The following is a 22,798-nucleotide window of genomic DNA, read 5'->3' as shown; positions in this document are numbered from 1 at the left end:
TTATTCTTGAGCACTGGGAGTTCCCGTAGAACTGGCTACGGAATGATTTGATTCCTGGATCTCCGGTTCCCGGTTGCGATAAGCCATCAGAACCGCCGTGGCTAAAATAAACAGTCCCAGGTAAACGGGTGAGAGGAAGAATAACCAGATGGTCCCCAGCACCAGCAAGGCAACTGCGGGGTGCAGATTCAACCAGTCAGCCGAACGAGATTGCACACATCGCCCCAGAATTGGCAACAGGATCAGCAAGCCCAGTCCTCCCAGGATGAGGTTAAGATACAGATTCGGGATCACCCAGGCTGAGAGAGGAACCGTATCGGAATCACTGATCAATGGTCCGGCATAATAACGGATTTTACTGGCTGAGACCGGTTCCAGTTTCTGATGAAACTGGCTGACGAAGGAATCGGGGGCTGATTTGGATTTTTGGTCAGAGTCCACGTATTGCCTGAGGAAAAAGACCCGTTCCCGTAAATCCGCAAAACGGTTTAACTCTTCGCTGACAGTATCTCGCTGCTGTCGAGAGTCGGTCGCGATTGATTCCAGTTCATTGTATTCGCGTGAAATCGAATTCCAGGTTTCGGGAGAGATGAATCCATCTTCTGACAGCTCCAGTTCAATTCCGGCAATTTTGATTTGCGCTTCGAGCTTGTCTGCATAATAAGTAAACGGGTTCACATAGTCGGTCAGAAACGTACGATGATTTTCTGAGGTTACGATTTTGACCAGATTCTGATCCACCGGGAAGTTAACCGGTCGCGGTGTCTCCAGCCAGACATGATCCACAAAATATTCGTGCTCAATCTGATACGATTCCCAGAACAAAGTGATGTTGTAAAACTGCGGTCCTCCATTGAGGGGAATTTCCAGTGTTCCGGTATCCTGTTTAAGCGTCGTATCATTTTCTCCGTTAATCAGTACCGCCATCAGCTTGGTTTTACCCGGCCAGGTGAGAGTGAGTGCACGACTGGTCTGATTAAAAAGTCTGATATGCGTCAGTCCGTGGACGAAATCCTGATTGCTCAGGATGATTTCCGTTTCCATAAAAGGAATGGACTCAGCATTCGCAACTCCTTCTTTCTGGTTTTCAGGAGTCAGCCGCCAGGGAAGCTGGGTGGTAGAGAATACGCGATTACAGTCGAAGTGCGGCGCTGAATCGCAACGGGCCTGAACCCAACGTGGTACCTGGTCGGCTGCCAATGGTTTCCGTAGTTTTTTGTCTACCAGCTTAAATTCCTGATTGTCAGACAGCAGCAGATAGTGATTTTGTCCTTGGGCATTCTCCAGGATTACAGGAGGAATTGTCAGTTCTCCCAGAGGTTTAATAACGGTACCCCGGACGGTGACTGTTTTTTCACGTGTCGGAGAACCAGTCGGATCCAGTTCAACACGCTGGAGTCCATCAGCCATTTTGTCGAGCAGTTCGAAAGGCATGCCGTCCAGTGAAAATTCATCGCCATATTCAGCGGGAATCAGGATCTGCGGTTTCTGAACTTCACCCACGGGTTGAGTAAACCTGAGTGTCTGTGTCAATTCCATCCGATGATCTTCCAGAGCATCCACAATGGTCAGGATATCAACAGTTGTCACCGAATTACGCGGCTTGAGCGAGAGCTGGATCGGCCCCGAGTCGGAATTCAGCATCTGATAGCGGCCTACCAGAGTCGAGTGTTCGGCGGATGCTGGCTGTGGTGCCTCGTCCTGCAGAGTTCGATAATTGGATGAAATCAGTTTCACATCAACCTGGGGTTTTTTGAACAATGTCAGAATTGAGTCATCAACGGTTACATCTACAATCTGAATATTGGGAATAGACATGCTTCCCATCTTCCGAACCGGCAGCCAGCCTTTGAGTGTCAGATCCTGTAAACCGGATGTCTTATTTTTGAGGAACAGCGTGATACGGTTGCCGATACGATGCCAGTGTGCCAGGCGTTCCACATCTTCTTCTTTGACTGACAGGGATTCAATCCGCAGGGCCTCGGGCACGATCAGGGTATGCCGGAATGCCGGTGCCTGACTGATGCGCAATTCTGCAGTAAAGGTCCAGTCGATGTTCTTCTGATTTACGACCAGTGACTGATTGACCCGTGCCGATCGCTGTGGATTTTTAGGAATCAGCTTCAATGCGATCTGGGCAGGCTGGTTGAGCTGAAACAGCAGAGCGGAAGACTTGAGAATACTGCTTTCAATCTGTTTACTGGGTGTCTTGGACGAAATCGAAAGTACCCCTTCGGGCAATGCACCTGCCTGCTCAATATCGAACTCAGGGCCACTTCGGACGCCTACCTGCCACGAATTGATTTTGATGGTGGCAGATTGCGAGTCCAGCTTTCCAGAGCTGAAATCGAGTGAAGGCAGAATGACGGAGTCTAATCCATAATTGACGGGCATTTCGAGTACCGCATCGACGACGAACTCTCCTTCTTTCGATTCTGACAGTTCGAGCAGCAGTTCTTCCTGCTTACCATCTTCAGATCTGGTGATGGCAGGCGTGACTGTCATGCCCGCCACTTTGATGCTGCGGACAATTGTACCTACAGGTAGTTTCCAGAACAGGTAATCGACTTTTCCGTTCAGCACATTGTATTTCACCTGCACATCCATACGAATCAGTGACGGAGAAATATCGGCGTTGGTCAAAACCGATGCGGACAGATTCAAGGGGCTGACCTCTGAGTCCCGGTTATTAAACCACTTCAGTTTGAGTTGCCTGTTTTCTTTGAAGAAGGTGGAAAACTCTTTTTTACCGCCCAGCTGATAACGTGAAATCCCCGTTGATTCAAACAGTTCGACGAGTTGAACCGGTTCGTGAAACGCACACACAAAATCATTTGTGGCTACGGGCGGAATCGCCAGTTCAAACTGTCCGCCGTTTGCATTGAACCTGACTGCGGGATGCAGCGTCAGTTCAATCTCATGTTTCTGATAGGAATAAGGCAGGACAGGTCGGACTGCTTCTACAGGGCCATCTGATGCTGACCTGGAATTCGTTACAGGCGGGACTTCATTATCAACTGTAACCAGAATACTCTGTCCATCAGCCGCCAGTAATACCGGAACGACCTTACCGTCAACGCGGCAGGATTCCGGTCCGCTCAGATTCCCCCCCTGAATGGGCAGTTGAATCTTCACCTCCGTACGTTCCGAGGGAATTTCAACACTGAAGCGGGCCTGGAGTGTTAACAGCTGGTTATCCTGGATCTCACCCTGGTAATGAGCCGCTGAGAGAAGATAATCCGGCTGAGCGGCTTCATTGACGAAGTTTTCCAATACCTGCAGCAGTTGTGGATTCAGGTAAGCATAAGACTCGCGCGAAGTATCTGTGGATTCCGGTATCAGAACCATTTCATTCAGTGTGACTGTGGGGCGTCTATCTGGCGTCTGCCCAGGCGCTGACCCGTTCTGGGCTTGAGCTGTCGCTACAGAATAGCCCAGTACGAGAAACAGCAGCAGCCGAGCAGCAGAATACAGAGATGACAGAGGTTGCTCGTAGGCTTTTGTGCTCTGATCTTCAACCGGTTTGACGATTTCCTGTCTAAGGAACCGTCGGGGGATCAACATTACGATCAACAGACCTGTAAAGCAACTCCCGGATATCTGGGCCAGCGGGTAGGACAGGTTCCAGGAAAGCAGGAGCGCACTCAATGCTACCACGATACAGATTTTATCCCGTAAACCAACGCGGAATATTCGCAGCAACAATCCGCAAAACAGCGTTAAAAGCAGCATCATCCAGGACAGAATCCCAGATTCAGTGATATTCGTTGTCTCTAGAGTACCGAAGCTTACCGGAAATAATACCAGGGCATTCCACTCAGTCCCTTCAGTCGGGTTCGCGGTAGACTCTCTGCCCAGCACTCCCAGAAAGCGGCGAGTCAATGATTCAGCCGGCAGAGGTTCCTGAAGCACCATTTTTGCTGGTCCGCTGAGCAGACGGATCCCTTTGGGAACGATAAAATTCCAGTCTGTCTCCAGGACTCGCTGATTGATCTGCGGGAAAGGAATCTGTCTGGAGGCGGTCAACTGGTTTTCCGGTGCCTGGGTCTGGTAGTGAATCGTAATTCGATACGTATCCAACTGGTCGAACAGTGGAACCAGAAACTGGCCTTCTGCCTCGATCGGTGTGATGCGGCGATCGTTGACAGAAGTAGAGATCAGTTTTACCGCAGCCGGAAACCGGAACAGAAATTTATCTTCAAATGTTTTAGACAAATCCAGTGTAATCGTAGCCTCATGCACGTCCGGTTCGCCATTCCCGTGCCCCAGCCGGGAGTCGATCACGAGTGTAGCGGTTCCCTGCTCGAGTGCGTTCTCTGGCAAATCGGAAGCCCGAGTAATCGTCAAAGATCCGAGAGGCTGCTCGTAGTTCCATTCATAGTTTCGCTGATTGCGCTGATTACCAGTTCGTTCCTGTGAATCCGGAGGGAGCAGCAGTCCTTCCGTTTTCATGCGCAGATTGAGTTCATTCGAATTGAGGACCCGTACGACTCCCTGAAAAGGCTGAGCCTGCGGTGCGAAGACCAGAGAAGCACGCACGTTTTTTCCAAACGGTCGCTGACGCTCTCCCCGTAGTTCGATCTCTTTAAATACGGGAGCCGTAAAAGAGAGTTCCCAGAGTTCTCCCAGGTTGGGGAGATACCATTTCTGATGTGCAGAGACTGGCAGTTTTTTGATGGAGAGCCTGGATTGTAATCCACTGCTGGCGGGTAAGGTCCATTCCACCGGCGGACCAGGTTCAGACAGATAGACCAGCACTCGCTGAATCCCGCCAACCGGAGGCAGACAGTTCAGAATAAAGTTTTCCTGGATCGACTTGTCATTCAATGCGATATAGGAACTGGCAACGACCTCAAACTTCTGTTCCAGATCGGAACGTCTCAGGCTTCCCCAGTGAGTTCCAGAATAAGGAGAGAGATGGAAATAACGGGAATCATCCTGATTCACGGCCGGAAATTTCCAACTGGCAGGCAACTCAGCGGGAGTCAGTTCCTGCACTTCCTTGTCGGGCTGAAAGAGCAAGGCGACCTGTTCGGGAGCAGAGATTTCCAGAACCCGATCCACGCTGTAACATCCGAGAGGTTTGACGCCAAACAGATTCATGTTGCGGGTTGCAACGGGGACCAGTCTGCGCGCCTGAATCTCCAGTGTGTAGGGTGCTTCAGGTGAGACAGAGACTGGAAGTCGCACGCTCAGTTTCTGTTGTTTTTCACTTTGCTCCACGTCCCAGACGAGATTACCTGAACTTGTCTCGGCGGGACTGCTGACCTGAGTAATCTCCCAACCGGCAGGAATCATGGCTTCCAGTCGATACGTGGAGCCAGCGGCTGAAGACCAGTTAATGAGTGTTTTCAGACGCCAGCTCTTCTCTTCGATCTGCACCAGGCTATGCACTTTTGCCGACAGGTTCAGATCAGGGAGGGCCAGCTGATAAGAAAGTCTGGCGTCGGGAGAATACTGTTTGAAATCATAGGCTTCGCCCTGCTCATCCTGAATCAGGACGCCTGTCTGCCTTAAATCGGATGAGCGAATTGCATGTGTTTCCAGGGGCGAGGAGATATCCAGGTGAACGGTTCCCCCCAGGAAGTGTGCCTGCTTTAATTTCAGTCGTGGAATTTCGATCTCATTATCCAGCGAGGGAGAACTCAGTGCCCGGATTGACAGGGGGCGGCTGATCCCCAGCAGCGGATCAATCAGATCGACAATGACCAGTTGTTTCCCCTGTTGTTTTTTGATTTCAAAGGGAAGAGAAAGATCATTGCCCAGGTTCACCGAATAGATTTCGTATTCGGCAGGTGCCTCGAATTCGAGCTTTTGAATGGGGGTGTTGAGAACTTCAATTTGAAAATCTTCTCTCAGACGCAGACCGTCTTCGCGAACTCCCACTTGAGCAAACTGGTGATACAGTATCTGCTGTGGTGCACTTTGTGGTTTCTCTGCCTGATGCACGGTCACTTTAAAAGCAGATTGCCCCCCCAGTTCGATCTGCCACAAATTGTACTGTGAGTCGTCTGCTTTTAAGGGACCACTTACATACCCCACTGAAGTGGTCAACACTTTCCCCTTGGGAATCTTTAAATGAACCTGTGAAACTACCGTTTCCGGAAGTTCAAACTGAAATTCCGTACGCAGCGGTTGCTGTCTGCCTTTAAGGCTCCAACTGCCCGTGAGATCTTCACTGAAATGATCGACGAGCAGTAAGGTTCGCTGATCGGGGGCCAGTCCCCAGACCGCCTGGTGATTTCCCCATTTGAGTTCATGAACCGCCAGATTCAGACGCGAAAGGTCGATAAACCCCGGCTCATTGCGGGAGCAGTGCATCACCCAGGTCAACTGTCCGTCCACCAGGTGATCCCCCCTCAGCGTGGCTGTATATGTCGCCTGCTGGATCCAGGAATTGGGGGGCGTATTCTTTTTCTTCAATGCTGCCGCTTTAAGGGCTGCATACTTTTTGAGAGGTACCGGATACCAGTTGCCTTCCGGCCAGCGCGAAGGGTCCTGCCCGGGCACCGTGACTTCTCTGATCCGTGCTATTGGAGAAAGGTCAACGGTCTGTGGTTCAGCGGCTGGTAACTGGTTTAGCCCCAGAACACTGCAGAGTATGGTGAACCACATCCAGAACCGGGTGATGCGCAAGCGCTCGCTTAAAAAAATAGATCGAACCGCTGTCATCGGTTCGCCCCGGCTTCCGAGGATGAGACGGGTTTGTCCACAATTTCAGATCCGGGACGCACTGCTGTAATATCTTCCGGATCGACCTCGGAAGGATGAATTCGCTCTGAGAAGGAAGGCGGCGGAATAAAGTCACTTGGTGCCGACATCGTGAGCAGTTTAGTCTCTCTGCGTTTGCGTGAAGTTCCGTTAATCAGTGCAGCCACAATTGCCAATAGTAAACCGAACACAGCAGGTTGGAGCAATACTTCCACAGGAGCGGTATACCAGAGGGCAACTGCGGAAACGACAGTGGTCATAACCAGCAGAACCAGCATGCTGCGCAATACGGAGATACTCATCAGGATGAAGCCGAGCAGCAGGGCCGTTCCGGCTCCGATGAAGACAATCATCGAACGGGACAATGCCTGAAACTGCAGGCTCGTGGCAGGCCCCAGCCGATAGAACTGATAATGGTTCACGCCCAGGAAGTCCTGTCGTTCGGGTGGTGCATTCTTCAGTTTTACCGGAATCTCATCTTCGCCTGCAAATTCGCGTGACCAGAAGACTCCCTGATGAACCCAGCTGAATTGCGGAGTGTAGCCGCGGGGAATTGTAAACAGATGCTCGTTGCTGGGCAGATTGACTTTCCAGAACGTCTTCTCCACCCAGAGATTATTTACGAATTCAGGAGCGACAACTGACAGTGGACTGAACTGAGAATCGCGCTGGTGCCGCGTTGAGCCGTAGTCGATTGTCAGAATATGAGAAGTAGTTTCTTTTTCTTTGGGTGCAGGCAGCATCAGTTGAAATTCGGTTGCCTGCCCCTGCTGTACCAGGTTCTCTGTGACTCGCTGATTATTCCACCAGACCGCTTCGATTTTGATTCCCGCGTTCTCCGGCAGGCGAAATGCCAGTGTGCGCGGAGAGACCGGAAACTGATACTGGGCCCGGGCCAGATAAGACCCAGCAGCATCCAGGCTGCAGTCAATCCAGGCCTGGCTGATCGAGTAAGAGAATAACGAACCGGTATCACTTTTTTTCAACTTGAGGCTGATGTCAGCCTGGGGATCGACGGCACGCCAGAAGGCGATGTTATTCATCCCCAGTTGCTGTTGCCAGGCGTCATTGAGGCTGGAGACTTCCAGGTACTGTGTATCTTCCTCATTGGAGAGAGATAACTCGAATTGACTTTCCGTAAATGGAACATCATCAGAACGAATCAGAGGTACGTTGAGTTCAGCCTGGGAATCCTGAGGCAGGAGATAAACGGCCGTAATTTTAACGGGGCCCAGCTGTTTGCTGCGAAGAGAGAGCCGGGCATTTTGAATCGGATCGGTATCGTCCGAAGTCCAGGTCGGAACCAGCGGATTCTGTTCGTTGTCCAGGTAGAAGTTGACCCGGTTCCTGAGCGCCTGTGGGACGCGGAGACGGATTTCGGAGAGGGGATCGTATTCGATCTGATATTGTATTTCCTGTTCGACCCGAATCTCGGAACCATCCAGTTCCAGGAGGGCGTTGCTGTTGGCGGTAATCTGCTGATTGTGAATCGAGACAATCGCTGAAAATTCATTGGGCCCCGGCTGGATCTGGTATTCGGTCTTCCGCAGACTCTGAACTTCTGCAGGCAGTTCGAACTGTTTGAGCTGGGCTGCGGGAGAGGAGATCACCTGCGTTTTGGGAGCCGGGGTCAGGTCCGTCACAACATTCGTATCATTGGCGATGACCAGTGAAGTGGCTGACAGGCTGGGTGCTTTGATTTCGGGTAAGGTAAAGCTGAAGGGTTCACGGTCAGCAATCACGGGACGTCGGGCACGAAACGTGATTTCGAAAGTTCCCTTGGATCGTTTCAACAGATTGATATTCACCCGGTTAGGCTGTGACGGGTCGACCACGATCGCTTCTGTCAGCGAAGGCTCCTGCATCAGTTCGAGCTCCCAGCCTTCCTCCGTCCGATTGGGCCAGTCGAGTGCAACTTTATCCAGGGCACCCTGAAATACATTGATCTGCACGCGGGCATCCAGTTCAGCCCGGTTACCAAACATCTGCACGAGGTAAAATGGCTTTGCAGAGAAGTAGGGTTTCACTCGCTCGATATTCAGCGGTAACTGGAATGGCTGTTTCAGGAAGCGATAGGAACTGTCCAGATCTTTCTGATTGGCTTTGATTTGATACACCGACCGGTTCTGACCTTCCATGCGAAAGATACGATATCCATCCAGTGTCTGGATATCGATCAAGCCGGTTTGCCGCTTGGCACGGCTGACTTCGAATCCATCGATCAGGAATTTCCCACTCTGTTCGGGGAAATCGGTCTCCAGTGTCCACTGCACTTCGATGGGACCGACCGTGGGCTCAATCAGTGAGACTTCCACCAGATTGTCTTTGATCACTTTATGGCTTTTATAGCCATCACACTTCACATCCAGCAGTCGAAATGATTCGGGCAGTTTAACCTGCACATTTTGAAAACTGCCGGTCAGCGCTTTGATAGACTGTGTCGCGTTGAGTAATACCGAATCCGTAGTGAAATCGGTCGTTAACAAAGTCTCGGCCTGAAGAACCGTGTCGACTTTTTTCTCATCGGGAATCGGCTGCCAGGACAAATCCAGCTGTTCCCCCAGGCCGAACAGTTCAATCTGACTCTGATCGTCATCCAGCGACTTCTTGGAGACGGCGACTCCCGTAGGAACTTCCAGGCTGATCTGGGGAAGTGGAACGGTCAGTTTGAGATTGCTGACCGCGGTCTGAGGTAAGACCAGTTGCAGACGCCGGGAAGGCAGTTGCTGTTTGAGGGAGACGCTCAGTGTCAGATTGAGTTCGTGAGTCCCCTTGCCTTTGAACCACCAGAGATAACCGTCCGTCCGGTTGAAACCGCCCGGGCTCGACTCACCTGCACCGTTATAATTCGTCTTGAGGAAAATGGATTCGTTCAGTTTCAAAGGCACGCGCACCCACTGATCTGCTTCATTGATCAGGATCACGAGGCGGGCATCAAGGATCGCGCGGTCTTCTTTGATGTTTCCCTGCAAGGAAACCGAAGAGATAGCATATTCAGGCGAGGCTGTCGTCTGGGGAGCCTGTTTCTGTTTCAAATATTCCAGTACCTGATCCAGGTTGAGATTGGGCAGTGGTAAAAACTGGCCATCGGCTCCTCGGATGTAGAGCCCCTGTTGAGTTGCTTCTTCTGTAGCCGGTTTGCCTGTCGATTCTGCTGCCGAAGGGGGTGTGCCGTTCTGCTTATCAGATGACGCAGGCTGGCTGGAATTGGGTAGTGTTCTGTCAAACGCAGGAGAACCAGGTCGTTCCATGGGCGCAGAACTACCACTCCCTGAAGATTGTGCATGCACGTACTCCAATGGAAGCAGCATGCAAAGCCCGCATAGACCCGCTGCGACTAAGATGAAACGTTTCAGCTGTGACATGTTCGTCAATTGATCCCCAACTTCGGGAGCAGAAAACCTCTGAATCAATTCGACATCAGGCGGCTCCATCCGCGTCTGCTGACGAATTTGGTCTGGTCAGCCTGCAACCAGCTCTTTGTAGTCAGACGTATACTCTGTGTTATCAGAAATGCTGTTGACCCTTATTATCATACGTCGTCTTTTGGGGACATTAAAGCAGTAATCTCAAAGCTGCCCAAAAAACCTATGTTGTAAGCAATGACTGTAAATCAGAATGAATGTTTGTTCCATTTGTCGCCAGGATACTGGGGTTTTCGATGGTGAAACTTGCATCTTCAATTGAGGTCACCAGGCCGCCCGCCTCTCTGCAGATCAGGACCCCCGCTGCCATATCCCAGGGCTTCAGATTACTGGACCAGTAACCTTCGATACGACCGGCAGAAACGTAACAGAGATTCAAGGCCGCAGATCCGGTACGTTGCAGTGTCTGTGCTGCCGGAAGTACTTTCAGAAATCGATCAATGGAGACATCTCGACCATTGGTACCGACGGGCAGACTGGCCACCAGCATAGCCTGATCCATGGAGGGGATACGGGAAGGTGAAATGGGCGTTCCGTTCAGTTTCGCTCCGTGCCCCTCCAGCGCGGAAAAGAGCTCATCCCGATTGGGATCATAGACCACTCCCAGAATGAGATCTCCCTGATACTCCAGGCCGATGGAGACGCAGTAGTAGGGGAAGCCATGTACGTAATTGGATGTTCCATCCAGAGGATCGATCACCCAGCGATACTCTGAGTCCCCTTCATGTCGGGTCAGTCCCTCTTCGCCCAGCATCTTATGATCGGGATAGTGTGTGGTGATATGCTCAACAATCGCTTTTTGAGAAGCGAAGTCGGCGTCGGTGACCAGATCGGCACGTCCTTTTTCCGAAACGCGAAATTCGTTGACCCAGTCCTGCAGACATTTCGCTCCTTTACGAGCTGCGGTCTCTGCTACCTCAAGCAATTCCGTGGAATGCACTGTTGATCCTTCCGTGAAACACATTTGACTCGTGATATTCTGCGTAAGTGTCGCTGTTCCTGACACTGATTCCGTCTGGTCCGTTCAGCCAGCAGGGAAAAACCTGCAAAACCGGTCCGATGATGCGGATCGTACCGCTTCAGCGGGTTTTACCTATTTTATGAATCGTACAGCGCAGCGCGAACCGTCAGGATTACGATTTCACAATTCTTTGTGCTCTTCACGAAATCTTCGTCCTCTGACCGGCGGGAGGAAATACCAGTGGTGAAGTCTCAAGCCTCGTAACGATTTACGTGACTCATTTCAGTCTGCCAGTGGTCACAGCCACAGATCAGTGATAGCTCGCTTCGGGGTGGCACCAGGATTTGAACAGTGCACAACGGGTTCTGCTGTCTGCGATGATTATGTCAGTTTCAGCGATCGCAATGATTCCCCGGATTGGTGTCGCTTTTTGAAAACAGGCAGAGCTGCGAAGGTGTGGAATTTTTCCAGATTGAAAGTTTCAGGAGAGAAACGTGAGGTATATTTTCAACATCTGCTGTCATGTGACAGACTGGAATTAATACGTATATGAGCTGCCTGAATCGGCAGAAATACCAAAACCAGACTACTTGATTGAAAAGATAACCGATGGATTTTGAGCTCACCCAATTATCCCTGTATGTCATGGCCATCAGCGTGGGAATCTTCACGATCATCGCTGCCATCACTGACTATAAGTCGCGCAAAATCTACAACGTGCTGACAGTCCCTTTCTTTGTGCTGGGCATCGTTTACCAGCTGGCCTTCAATGGCTGGGAAGGACTGCTGTATGGGTTCCTCGGATTCCTTGCTGGTTTCGGCATCTTCTTCCTGATCTGGATGGCAGGCAGTGGTGCCGCCGGTGATGTCAAAATGATGGGTGCCCTGTCCATGTGGCTGGGTTTCAGAGCAACGATTGCCGTGATGATTGTCGGTACGGTATTCGTGCTGGCAGGAACGCTGCTGGTGCTGTTCTGGAGTGTGGTAACCAAAGGTGCCCGAAAAACCAAAGAGAAATACCTGGCGACCGGGAAACAGTTTAAAGGCAAGAAAAAGAAATACGTCGCAGAGACAGAAAAACAGAAACTGGAACGGGGAATCATGCCGTTCGCACTGCCCGTGGTTCTGGCGACCTGGAGCGTCACGACCTGGATGATTATCAAAGCAGCGGTTCTGTAAGCCTGCGAAACGGTAATACATAGCCAGAAGAAATTGAGGAAAGCATTTCTGCTATGAGAGTCAAACGCAAACAAAATAAACAACGGCGATTGCAACGTCGCGGATTCCTGAGCATGGAACTGGCTCTGGTTCTGCCGATCTTCGCAATCGTTCTGTTCGCGCTGGTGGAGTTTACACTCCTGTTTTACGCGCGGGCGGATGTGGTCGAAGCCAGCCGAATCGGTGCCCGCCTGGCAACCATGCCCGGCATCACCCAGCAGAACGTGGAAGCGGAAGTCAAAAAAATTCTGCCTCCCCAACTGGGACAGGGAGCCGTGATAAAAACAGAAATAGGAAAACATTCGGGTGATGTGGTCATGGTGGCGGTAAGCATCCCCATGACACTCGCCTCACCCAACCTGCTCTGGCCCGTGGGTTATAACCTCAAGGGGCAGAACCTGTACTCGGAAACAAGAATGATTAAAGAGTAAGCTTCCCTCGGGAAACTGCTCGAAAAGTCAACATTGGAAGAATTCGTAAACCCCTCCGACGAAGTAACGGGAGGGAAAGATTAGAAGCCAGGCGGTTGCCTCGCTGATTTAAAATATGGGAGACTGATCCGGTGAAAAGCCTGACCCCTGCAAAAGTGACTCTGTTGATGTTTGGCGTCTTCGGTGTCCTGATTGCAGCATATATCGGTAAAAGACTGTTGGCAGGAAAAGAGGAAGCTCCGCCAGTTGCAACTCGAAACATTCCCATGGCCATCAGTGAGTTGGAGCCGGGTACCCTGGTCACCGAAGAACACCTCGGTCTGGGTCCGATTGCCATCAAGAACCTGAAGCCGGAAATGATGACTTCGAATAAGGTCATTGTCGGTCGTGTCGTTAAGGAACGCATTCCTGCAGCGACCCCGATTTCCACGAGTCAGCTCTACCCTGCTGGTGAAACTCCCCCACTGAAAGTGGAACCGGGCATGCGGGCGATATCCGTGCCGCTGGAATCTACAGTCGATCTGGTCGATGGCCTGATCAAGCCGGGTGAATATGTCGACGTGCACATGACTCCCAGTGGATTGAACAACGACAGACGTATGAACGGTGGGATGACTTTGACCCTGTTCAAAGGGGTGCGGGTGATCGCGATTAACCGCAGTTATACCCAGATCAGCAACTCCCGTCGGGGAACCAACGTGACTCTGGAACTGACGCCCGAACAGGCCAATATCATGATTCTGGCCCGCGATCGTGGTGCAATCACCATGAGTTATACCCCCGAGGGTAAAGGGGATGGTGGTGTGGCTGTCAGTAATGCAGACAAAGCGACTCTCTATGAAATCCTGGGCCTCAAAACCCCCGAAAAGCCCAAAGAAAAAGAACCACCTGAACCCTTCGTGGTCGAAGGCTACTATGGCACCAGTCGCAGCGTGAACCGGTTCGACCAGAACGGCCTGCGGGTCGGTGACTACGACTCTAACAGTCGTGGAGGCGGTCGTGGTTTCAATTCAGGTGGCTACCTGGATCCATATTGGGGCGGTGGTAACGGTTCTGACCTGGACAGTGATTCCATCAGTGCTCCACGGCGTCAGCAGGCCCCCCCTGCTCAGAATTCCAATGGACCGACAGCCCAGCAGCAGCAGGGACAACCTCCGGCCAATTATCCGGGTGGTCCAATGCGTCAGCAGGGATCTTATGCCCGCAGTGTGTATCCGCAGAATCCTTCAGTGGGACGTTAAGCGAACCAGCGTCTCGGCTGAAATCTTTATCCTGTTTCCATAGATTGAATTCGTAACTCATGCGACGTCACCAGACAATCCGATCTGCGCATCAACGACGAGGGGTGATCACCCCTCTGGCAGCCGGCGTGCTGCTGGTCGTGCTGGCTGGGATTGCGCTGATCATCAATCGGCTCTGGCTCGATGCAGCGTCTCTGGAAGTGACGACCTGCATCGAAACAGCAGTCCTGGCCGCTGGTCATGAGATGGTTTCGGATGAACTGATCAAGGATCAGCCGGACTATGAGACTTTGATGCAGCGGGCCGAGCATTCAGCCAATGAGGCTCTAAAATTAAATTCTGTCGCGGGCCAGCAGGTCGGTATCAAGTTGACTAAAGGTGAGAATTTACTGTTCGGTAAATCAGTACCCGTGGTTGAAACGGGAAGTCGACGTTTTCTGCAAACCGAATATGAACCGCGGAGTATTCAGATTCAGACACAATCTCCGGGCCGGATTGCCAATCCGGTTGCTGAATTTCTGTCAGACCTGACCCGTTCCCATCCGGGAGCAGCGGGAGCCCAGATTCAGGCCACACTCGACAACCATGTCCGTGGTGTTCGTCCTTTTGAAAACGTGGCGGTCCCCGCATATCCCCTGGCGATCCTGAAAACGGACCCTTCGGGCAAGCATACGCAGACCTGGGAACTGCAGATCGATCAGAAACAGGGAAAAGATGAATACCGCTACGATCTGGAAACCAAAACAGTCTCCAAAGGATCTGACGGAATACCAGAGATCATTCTTACAGGGAAACCCCGTCGGGGTGAGATCAGTGATGCCAACATGCAGATCCTGGATTTCGGTTCTCACTTTAATACAGATACCGTGATGCAGCAGATTCTGTCGGGACTGACCCGCAAAAACCTGAAGCAATTCCAGGGCGAACTGCACTTCGATGCCGGTCCCCTGCCCGTGAAGTGCAGCCCGAATATCGAAAATGGTGAGCAGGATGCGTTTCAGGAAATGATCGGCCAATGTCGCATCTGCTTTTTATACGATCAACTGGAACAACAGTCCGGTTCGTTTGAAGGGACTGCTTTCTGCACCAATCTGGTGGGTGGTCGGATTATGGCAGTCCAGCGGCTGGATAACCAGGCATGTGAAATCATTCTGCAACCTGGGGTACTGTCTTCACGTTCCGTCGTACTGGCGGCTCCTGAAGATGAGGCCAGCCTGAATCAACCGGTTCAGAAAATTGAGCAGACTGTGAACAAGGTCGGACAGACTACCGGCCTGAAAGAATCAAATCAAAACAAATATATTTATAAGCTTTATCTGACCCAGTAAGGGTGGAGATGGATTATGGTTTTACAAAGTGAAACTCCTGTTGCCAATTCCTCTGCGGATTCCCGCAAAGCCTTTCAGCGTCTGAAAACCAAGCTGCATCGGCAGATGGTGGATGCGATCGACTTTTCCAAAGCGGGCGAACTGCAGGAAGCCGACTTGCGTCAGAAACTGCGCGGCCTCGCCGAGCATCTCTGTATGCAGCAGGATATCGCACTGGATCAGAAGAACCGCGATATCATGGTGCGGGAGATCCTGGATGAAATTTATGGTTTTGGTCCACTGGAACCACTGATGAGCGATCCGGAAGTCAGCGATGTGCTGGTCAACGGAGCCGATCGGGTCTTCGTGGAACGCCGGGGGCTGCTGGAAGAAACCGATATCAGTTTTGCTGATGACGAACACCTGCTGCAGTTGATCCACCGTCTGGTGGGACGGGCCGGACGTCGTATCGATGAAGTTTCGCCGATGGTCGACGCCAAGCTGCCTGACGGTTCTCGTCTGAACGCGGTAATTCCTCCCCTGGCATTGAAGGGCCCTACACTTTCCATTCGTCGTTTCCGAACCCAGGCCCTCCTGTTTGATGACATGGTTCAGATGGGCTCACTCGCTCCAGACATGGCAACCTTCCTGGAAATGGCTGTCAAAGGTCGGCTGAATATTCTGATCAGTGGTGGTACCGGTGCCGGTAAAACGACCCTCTTGAATAACCTGAGTAACTACATTACCAACCGCGAACGTATTGTGACGATTGAGCAGACATCAGAACTCCAGCTGCAGCAGCCGGACGTGGTTTCGCTTGAAGCCCGACCTTCCAACATCGAAGGTCAGGGGGAAATCAACCAGCGTGAGCTGTTGAAGAACTCTCTGCGAATGCGTCCTGACCGCATCATCGTCGGCGAATCCCGCGGCGGTGAAGTTCTGGAAATGCTGCAGGCGATGAATACCGGTCACGATGGTTCCATGAGTACCGTCCACGCGAACGATACGCGTGACGCCTTGGACCGTCTCGAGTTGATGATCGCCCTTTCCGGGGCAGAACTTCCGAACGCGATTGCCCGGCGGTACATCGCTTCCGCGATCCATCTGCTGGTACACATCACCCGTCTGCCAAACGGGGAACGTAAAGTGATGCGTATTTCGGAACTGATCGGGTATCAGAACGGCGAATACATGGTGGAGGACCTGTTTGTCTACCGCATTACCAACGTCGATCCGGATGGAACCGTGCATGGCAACTTCTATGCGACCGGTCATCAGCCTCTGGCCCTGAACTGGTTAACCCAGACCAACTTCAATGAAAATACTGATCTGTTCCATGCCCGGGAACTGCCACTGTCTGGTAGACAAAACGACCAGCAGAATGAACAGGAGAGCTAATCATGGCAACTGATGCCACACTGAACCCCAGCAGCTCTGCTACCGCAGCCGATTTCAGCGATATCCTGCGTGATCGGGACCGCTACGCAGTTCCGGATTCGACCCAGTTAAGCAACCGGCTGAACGGCGGTTTTGACGAGCTGATCGTACACTCCGGCGTACAAGCCAATCCGGCAGTGATTCTGTTTTTCTGCCTGCTGAGTTCGGTCCTGTCTGGCGGACTGATCTACATCATTCAGGAAAACTTTCTGTCGACTTCAATCGCCTTTATGGCTGGTGGACTGGCGCCGATCGGCTATCTATTTTACCAACGTGGTCGCCGTCAGAAACAGATTAACGAACAACTTTCCGACATGATTGACGAGCTGGCTCGTGCCGCAAAAACCGGACGCAGCCTGACTCACTGTTTTGTGAATGTGTCTGCAAAGACTCCCGCCCCCCTGGGAACCGAACTACAGGAAGCTTCCCGTCGACTGCAAATGGGTGTATCCATGAGAGCGGCCTTGGATGGTCTGTATGAACGGACCGGGGTTGCCAGTTTGAACATTCTCTCGATGGCCCTGATCGTCCATCAGGAAACCGGGGGAGACCTGGTGAAGGTGCTGGAGCGTCTGGCCCGTACCATCCGTGACCGTATGCTGTTCCTGGGACGTCTGCGCACCGCGACCGCCGGTAGCCGTGCGACAGCGGTTTTGATGATTTCGTTACCGCCGTTGATCCTCGGGTTCTTCGTGTTACGCGATCCTACTTACCTGACAACCCTGATGGCGTCTGCATGGGGTCGTGGGGCGACCTTTACCGCTATCGGACTGCAGGTCATTGGATCACTGTGGGTCTTGCGAGTTCTGAAAACCAGTCAACGTACCTGATTTGAAACTACTGCGTCCTGCCAGAAACTGGCGAGGGTAAGAATATGTTTACACCAACAACCATTACCGTTTTTTATGCACTCTGTGGTGCCATCATTCTGTGGATGCTGTTCCGCATCATCCGCAGACGGCGGAGTCAGAAACCGGAACAACAACCGGAAAAAGTGGTCGAGACGAAGCCGCAGGAGACTTATTCTCCTTCAGCCTCTTCCTCGAGCGCCGCTCCTGTAACCTGGGAACACCGTCAGTTGTTTACCGCTGACAACCCATATCAGAATGGTCAGGAAGAGGGTTTGCCTCCAATCGAAGCCGGTGATGTTCCCTCGATGGGCACCGATGATTATGTCTTCGGGTCGGCGACTCCCGCTTTATCGGTAATGATGCCGGAATCGGAAGGACGACGGGCCCAGACAAAAAAAGAACTGCAGGCGGCAGGTTACTACCAGCCTCATGCTCTGCAGAACTTTTCTGCGATTCGTTATATCGCCATTCTGGGTACCATGCTGTTCTTTGGGATCCTGCTGCTTATCGCTCCCGAGCGATTCGAAATCCCGATTTTACTCGGTCTGCTGCTCGTACCAATCCTGGCCTGGGCGGTTCCCTTCCTGTTCATCAGCGGCCAGGCTTCTGACCGTCGTAGTGAAATTGAACAGGGGATTCCCGACATGCTGGACATGCTCAACATGTGTGTTTCCCAGGGTATGACCGTACCACACGCGTTGAAGAAAATTATCGGGGAACTGGCGAAGGTGTATCCGGCGCTGGCCCAGGAACTGAAAATCGTGATGGAGCAGGCCTCTATCGGCACCTTCACTCAAGCGCTGTCTAACTTCAGTAAGCGTATCGATGTGCCGGAAGTCCACTCGTTTGCGGCCCTCTTGATCCAGACCGATCAGATGGGAACCGACGTGACTTCGGCCCTGCAGGAATACAGTGATAACATGCGTGAAAGTCTGCAACAGCGGGCGGATGAGAAAGCCAACAAGGCCACATTCAAACTGCTGTTCCCGACCGTATTCTGTCTGATGCCTGCAATTTACATCTTCCTGCTCGGTCCCGCGATTGTGGAACTGTCTGACTTCTTCCATTCCGGAGGGAGAGACAGTCTGAACACCACAACCGACATGTTCCAGCAGGTGGGAACACAACAATAAACCAGTTCGCTTCTGGTGGACTCAAAGAAAACAGCTTCCTGGCAGACTCGACTGTCGGGAAGCTGTTTTCGTTTTCAATTATCAGTGGAGCTGCTGAGTTTCAGACCTGGGGCAGTTCCCAGTTACGGCGGTATTCCCGCCCGAGGAGTGACTGTGCCTGTTGATTGCCAATGATCTGATTCTGTAGCGGGTCGAATTCAATCTCCTGCCCGGCCCGGTAAGCGATATTCCCCAGGTGACAGAGTGCACTGGAAATATGACCGATCTCAATGTCCGAAGTTGGCTTATTGCGGGTCTTGATACAGTCGATGAAATTCCGGTGATGGGTTGTCGCCTGATCGCTGGTGCCGGAGGTGGCTGCGTCTTTTTGATCGTAGACCTTCCAGCCTCCACGGTCGACGACCAGTGTTCCCTTATCGCCGTAGAGTGCGGCAGCCGCGTTACGACCTTCCATTCCATGCACGCTCCAGAGTCGATGCTCCCAGACAAGCGTTTTGCCCGGATAATGATACTGCACGACTTGGGTATCAGGTGTTTCCTGATCGTCGTTGAAGAAGTACTTGCCGCCGGAAGATGAGATCCGTTCGGGTAAATCGACTCCGAGTCCCCAGCGGGCGATGTCCAGCATGTGGACGCCCCAGTTTCCCATTTCGCCAGTCCCGTAATCCCAGAACCAGTGCCAGTTGTAATGGAAGCGATTCGGATTGAACGGACGGCTGGCAGCGGGTCCCAGCCAGAGATCATAATTGACGCCCTGCGGTACCGCGATGTCTTTCTTCCGACCGATCGATTTGCGACGATGGATAATCCAGGCTTTGGCCAGTCTGACGTCGCCCAGTTTTCCGCTCTGCACGAATTCGACCGCGGATTGAAAATGCGATCCGCTGCGTTGATGGATGCCGGACTGTACCACGCGTTGATGCTTGCGGGCCGCCTCAATAATTTTGAGGCCTTCGTTCAGATTGTGTGAGACCGGTTTTTCTACGTAGACGTCTTTACCAGCCTGACAGGCCATGATCGCCATCATAGCGTGCCAGTGATCGGGAGTGGCAATCACGACGCCATCAATTTCGGGATCGTCGAGCACCTTACGAAAATCGCTGACAACTTCCGGGGGAGCCCCTTGCTCTTTTTCGATCGATTTCAGGGCAGCCGGAATGACGGCTTCATCCACATCACAGATCGTCTTGATATGAACATCCGGAAAGGCAGCCATACTGGAGGTCAGAAACTTCCCCTGTCCCCGCATTCCGATCCCGGCGAGTACGACGCGCTCATTAGGGGCGGAATCTGCCAGAGCCATATTGCTGGCCAGCCCCACGACGCCTGCAGCCATTCCTGCTGCATTGCGCGCACTCCGATCAAGAAACTGTCGTCGGTTAACATCCCTTTTCAGAAATTCTTCTACATCCACTTCAAGGCCTCTTGTGTTAACTCTCCAAGAATTCAGAACTTCGCAATTTGTTCCAGATCATGGATTTATTCTGTACTCCGCTCTGTCTATGATTATAACAGAAGAATCAGCATTTAATATCCTCTACCGGGGAAGAGATGCTATATTTTCGCCATAAACTCCTGTTATACCGAGCTTTACAGGCAGAGAGACGCAGTCTGTAAAAGGGGATTGCAGAACAAAAGGGGTGACGGATCAGATGCTGAAACTTCAATCTGACGGTCGTTACCTGTTCTACGATATTGATACTGAAAAACATTTGAAGATGCCGATCAAATTTCGCTGCCAGCACTGTGATCAACTGATGGGGATTTCCCGTTCCAAAGCGGGTGACGTTGTAGACTGTCCGACCTGCGGAATGTCAGTACGCGTCCCCGGCCTGGATGGAGAGGTCGTCCCTTTACCGCAACCCAAGCTGGACCTTAAAGATGCTGAACTGGCCAGCGCCCTGGATGAGTTAGCTGCCCTGGGCAGCAATGTGACTCTGGAGAAAAAACAACACGAACTTCAGAGTCAGGCCAAAACATCCACTTCGAAGGAGCCGGTATCCGTTCCCGAAGAGGCTTTCAAGGCGATCCCCGTTAAATCGGTGCAAACATCCTCTACCCCCGAACCGGTTGATGCACCTGCCTCGCACCCAACACCTGAAACTCCCGTCACACCGGTCAGCCAGCAGAATGTCGCTGTGGCCGATATGACGGATGTGAACCATGCACAAGAGCTGTCTCATCTGGCCAGTCTTGCACAACAGCGGGCATCAAACGTACTGGCCGAGAAAAAGAAGGGGAAACTGAAACGGAGTTCCCGGTTTGAATTACCTACCGGCACCTGGTTCATACTGCTGCTGACATTTGGTGCATTGACCTTTGCGATTGGACTACTCGTCGGCCGCAATCTGTAGACAGATTTTCCTACAGTAGTTCTTTTACGTTTTCAGGGGGACGTCCCAGGACTGCTTTGCGTCCCTGAAGGACAATCGGACGTTCGATCAACTTGGGATGCTCCAGCATGACAGCGATCGCTTCATCACAAGTCAACTCCCGCTCTGCCAGCTTGAGTTCTTTATAGATCGCTTCACCTTTTCGCATCAGCTCCTGCGGTTCCATCTTGAGCTTCTTCAGAATGGCGTCGAGTTCTTCAGCCGTGGGCGGAGTCTTGAGATACTCAATGACTTCAGGTTCAATACCAGCCTCTTTGATTAAGGCGAGTGTCTGGCGGCTCTTGCCACAGCGGGGATTATGATAGATCTTCATGATGTACTTCCGGTCTGTTTTGTATTCAGCAGTTCTGCAAACGCAGCCACCGTCTCCGGGTGCTGTGAATGCTGCTCGTAGACGTCCCAGCGATCTGAGGGTTTCTGATAGAGCTGAACTGGTGCTGTCTCCGGGAGGGGATGCGTTTCGTGCTCTGCGACAGAAGGCTGTTTGATTCGGCGCAGGAGATAATAAAATTCCGGGGTACGAATTGCAACCGCCTCATCGCTGGCAGCGTGAATGACCGGTTCCGACATGTCTTCCTGACCTGCAATCATCGCCAGGAGATCCGCTCCCCCTACTGTATTTTCTACAGGTTCGAGGCCCCACCAGGCTGATAAGGTCGCGGGAATATCTGCCGATTGTGATAGAAACTGGCGTCGGTTCCCCTGCTGCTGATTCCCGGAATCAAATATCAACAGGGGGACGTGCGTAGTTTCTTCGAACAGTCCCCAGTCTTCCACGTCTCTTACAGGACCGAGCAGAGAACTACCACCGCGTGCCGCCGTGACGATCAATAAAATGGAGTGCTGTTCTGCGTACTCGAGCAGGGAATCCAGAAAGCGTCCCAGCCACTGATCGAGCAGTGTGACGTAGCCTGCGTAGACGGCCCGCGCCATCCGGCGTTCGTCATCATCCAGATCACCCCACTCCTCCGGGCTTTGAAACAGGGCGACGACAGCACTAATCAGTTCTTCCCAGTCATCGTCCTCTTCAAGATCAAGGGCATCATCCAGCTCTTCCTCAGAATCTGCTTCTGCAGGCTCTAGCGGAAGTTCTTCCGTGACAAACTCACTCTCTTCCTCTGGATCGTCTCCCTGATCGAGGACTTCATCCAGATAGAGCGTGGCATAGAATTCCGGTGCCAGTGGCAGTGAAGGTACTCCTTCTGAACGAAGCCAGATCAGTTGATCATCGGGCGACGCCATCCAGTCGGGCAGGTGTTCGAGGGCGGTCTGAATCAGTCGCGAGAATGGGGAATCCGCTTCGCTGAGCTCATAACCGTTCTTTCCGGTTACCGTTGTTACATCATCGAATTGATCAAAGAACGGTTCCTGTTCACGCATGGATGCGGTGCGACCGACGTCGGCTTCCGTTTCGAGCAGCAACGTTGAAAGCACGCCTTTTGTTTTTAAACGCGAGACGAAACATGCGGTCTCGCTTGCTGAAGAATTGTCTTGAGCGGGAACAGTCTGTCCCGACCACCAGGGAAACGTGTTGCCACGAGAGCTGAGATCGTTCGCAAAATGCTGATCAAAGACTACAGACTGGGACGCCAGGCGATCGAAGTTAGGTGTTTCAATCCACTGATGCCCGTAACAGCCCAGCATAAATGCGGGCAACTGTTCGAAACTGACGACAAAAGCTTTCTTCATT

14 protein-coding genes are annotated in these 22,798 nt (G+C 52.1%); 8 read left to right on the top strand and 6 right to left on the bottom strand.

The window, feature by feature from the left end; all coding sequences use genetic code 11:
- The 3 genes from RID21_RS23415 to RID21_RS23405 all read right to left on the bottom strand — a co-directional run bounded on the left by RID21_RS23415 (window position 1) and on the right by RID21_RS23405 (window position 11,076).
- Window positions 1–6,510: a hypothetical protein gene (locus RID21_RS23415; protein ID WP_350193115.1), complete on the bottom strand. Its 6,510-nt coding sequence runs from the start codon at window positions 6,508–6,510 to the stop codon at window positions 1–3.
- A gap of 158 nt (window positions 6,511–6,668) precedes the next feature.
- On the bottom strand, window positions 6,669–9,962 hold the full coding sequence (locus tag RID21_RS23410; protein WP_350193113.1) for a hypothetical protein: 3,294 nt from the start codon (window positions 9,960–9,962) through the stop codon (window positions 6,669–6,671).
- A 337-nt stretch (window positions 9,963–10,299) separates the two neighbouring features.
- Window positions 10,300–11,076: an inositol monophosphatase family protein gene (locus RID21_RS23405; protein ID WP_145439295.1), complete on the bottom strand. Its 777-nt coding sequence runs from the start codon at window positions 11,074–11,076 to the stop codon at window positions 10,300–10,302.
- 630 nt (window positions 11,077–11,706) lie between these two features.
- Here RID21_RS23405 and RID21_RS23400 point away from each other — a divergent pair.
- The 7 genes from RID21_RS23400 (at window position 11,707) to RID21_RS23370 (ending at window position 18,715) form a co-directional block, all read left to right on the top strand.
- Entirely contained in the window at window positions 11,707–12,276 is a 570-nt protein-coding gene (locus tag RID21_RS23400) for an A24 family peptidase (RefSeq protein ID WP_350193111.1), read from the top strand.
- 53 nt (window positions 12,277–12,329) lie between these two features.
- Window positions 12,330–12,746 (top strand): TadE/TadG family type IV pilus assembly protein, encoded by a 417-nt coding sequence (locus RID21_RS23395; RefSeq protein ID WP_350193109.1) that lies wholly within the window; start codon window positions 12,330–12,332, stop codon window positions 12,744–12,746.
- Window positions 12,747–12,877: 131 nt separating this feature from the next.
- The gene (gene cpaB / locus RID21_RS23390) at window positions 12,878–13,987 is read left to right on the top strand and encodes a Flp pilus assembly protein CpaB (RefSeq protein ID WP_350193107.1); all 1,110 of its coding nucleotides are present in this window, start codon (window positions 12,878–12,880) and stop codon (window positions 13,985–13,987) included.
- Between the two features lie 59 nt (window positions 13,988–14,046).
- A complete protein-coding gene (locus tag RID21_RS23385) occupies window positions 14,047–15,315 on the top strand; it encodes a hypothetical protein (protein WP_350193105.1) in 1,269 nt (422 codons plus the stop codon).
- 15 nt (window positions 15,316–15,330) lie between these two features.
- The gene (locus RID21_RS23380; protein ID WP_350193103.1) at window positions 15,331–16,692 is read left to right on the top strand and encodes a TadA family conjugal transfer-associated ATPase; all 1,362 of its coding nucleotides are present in this window, start codon (window positions 15,331–15,333) and stop codon (window positions 16,690–16,692) included.
- A 2-nt stretch (window positions 16,693–16,694) separates the two neighbouring features.
- A complete protein-coding gene (locus tag RID21_RS23375) occupies window positions 16,695–17,561 on the top strand; it encodes a type II secretion system F family protein (RefSeq protein ID WP_350193101.1) in 867 nt (288 codons plus the stop codon).
- A gap of 44 nt (window positions 17,562–17,605) precedes the next feature.
- Window positions 17,606–18,715 carry a type II secretion system F family protein gene (locus tag RID21_RS23370; protein ID WP_350193099.1) on the top strand — a complete coding sequence of 370 codons (1,110 nt, stop codon included), beginning with the start codon at window positions 17,606–17,608 and terminating at the stop codon, window positions 18,713–18,715.
- 100 nt (window positions 18,716–18,815) lie between these two features.
- Here RID21_RS23370 and RID21_RS23365 read toward each other — a convergent pair whose 3' ends face one another.
- Complete coding sequence (locus tag RID21_RS23365) at window positions 18,816–20,051, bottom strand: Gfo/Idh/MocA family protein (protein ID WP_350193097.1); 1,236 nt, start codon at window positions 20,049–20,051, stop codon at window positions 18,816–18,818.
- 316 nt (window positions 20,052–20,367) lie between these two features.
- Between RID21_RS23365 and RID21_RS23360 the strand changes: the two genes are divergently transcribed.
- Entirely contained in the window at window positions 20,368–21,069 is a 702-nt protein-coding gene (locus RID21_RS23360; protein ID WP_350193095.1) for a hypothetical protein, read from the top strand.
- A gap of 10 nt (window positions 21,070–21,079) precedes the next feature.
- Here RID21_RS23360 and arsC read toward each other — a convergent pair whose 3' ends face one another.
- Both arsC and RID21_RS23350 read right to left on the bottom strand, forming a co-directional pair.
- Entirely contained in the window at window positions 21,080–21,421 is a 342-nt protein-coding gene (arsC, locus tag RID21_RS23355; protein ID WP_350193093.1) for an arsenate reductase (glutaredoxin), read from the bottom strand.
- On the bottom strand, window positions 21,418–22,797 hold the full coding sequence (locus RID21_RS23350) for a sulfatase-like hydrolase/transferase (protein ID WP_350193091.1): 1,380 nt from the start codon (window positions 22,795–22,797) through the stop codon (window positions 21,418–21,420). Before RID21_RS23350 ends, arsC begins: the two co-directional genes overlap by 4 nt.
- Between the last annotated feature and the right edge of the window lies 1 nt (window position 22,798).

It is taken from the genome of Gimesia sp., from assembly GCF_040219335.1.
Classification (GTDB): domain Bacteria; phylum Planctomycetota; class Planctomycetia; order Planctomycetales; family Planctomycetaceae; genus Gimesia.
The sequence above is the reverse complement of the archived record's forward strand: the minus strand, read 5'-3'. Positions and strand labels throughout refer to the sequence as shown.

Coding starts and splice junctions, on each gene's coding strand:
- RID21_RS23350 (WP_350193091.1), bottom strand. CDS start 22,797: ATGAAGAAAGCTTTTGTCGTCAGTTTCGAACAGTTGCCCGCATTTATG.
- RID21_RS23360 (WP_350193095.1), top strand. CDS start 20,368: ATGCTGAAACTTCAATCTGACGGTCGTTACCTGTTCTACGATATTGAT.
- RID21_RS23400 (WP_350193111.1), top strand. CDS start 11,707: ATGGATTTTGAGCTCACCCAATTATCCCTGTATGTCATGGCCATCAGC.
- RID21_RS23395 (WP_350193109.1), top strand. CDS start 12,330: ATGAGAGTCAAACGCAAACAAAATAAACAACGGCGATTGCAACGTCGC.
- RID21_RS23385 (WP_350193105.1), top strand. CDS start 14,047: ATGCGACGTCACCAGACAATCCGATCTGCGCATCAACGACGAGGGGTG.
- RID21_RS23370 (WP_350193099.1), top strand. CDS start 17,606: ATGTTTACACCAACAACCATTACCGTTTTTTATGCACTCTGTGGTGCC.
- RID21_RS23365 (WP_350193097.1), bottom strand. CDS start 20,051: ATGGCTGCAGGCGTCGTGGGGCTGGCCAGCAATATGGCTCTGGCAGAT.
- RID21_RS23380 (WP_350193103.1), top strand. CDS start 15,331: ATGGTTTTACAAAGTGAAACTCCTGTTGCCAATTCCTCTGCGGATTCC.
- arsC (WP_350193093.1), bottom strand. CDS start 21,421: ATGAAGATCTATCATAATCCCCGCTGTGGCAAGAGCCGCCAGACACTC.
- RID21_RS23410 (WP_350193113.1), bottom strand. CDS start 9,962: ATGGAACGACCTGGTTCTCCTGCGTTTGACAGAACACTACCCAATTCC.
- RID21_RS23375 (WP_350193101.1), top strand. CDS start 16,695: ATGGCAACTGATGCCACACTGAACCCCAGCAGCTCTGCTACCGCAGCC.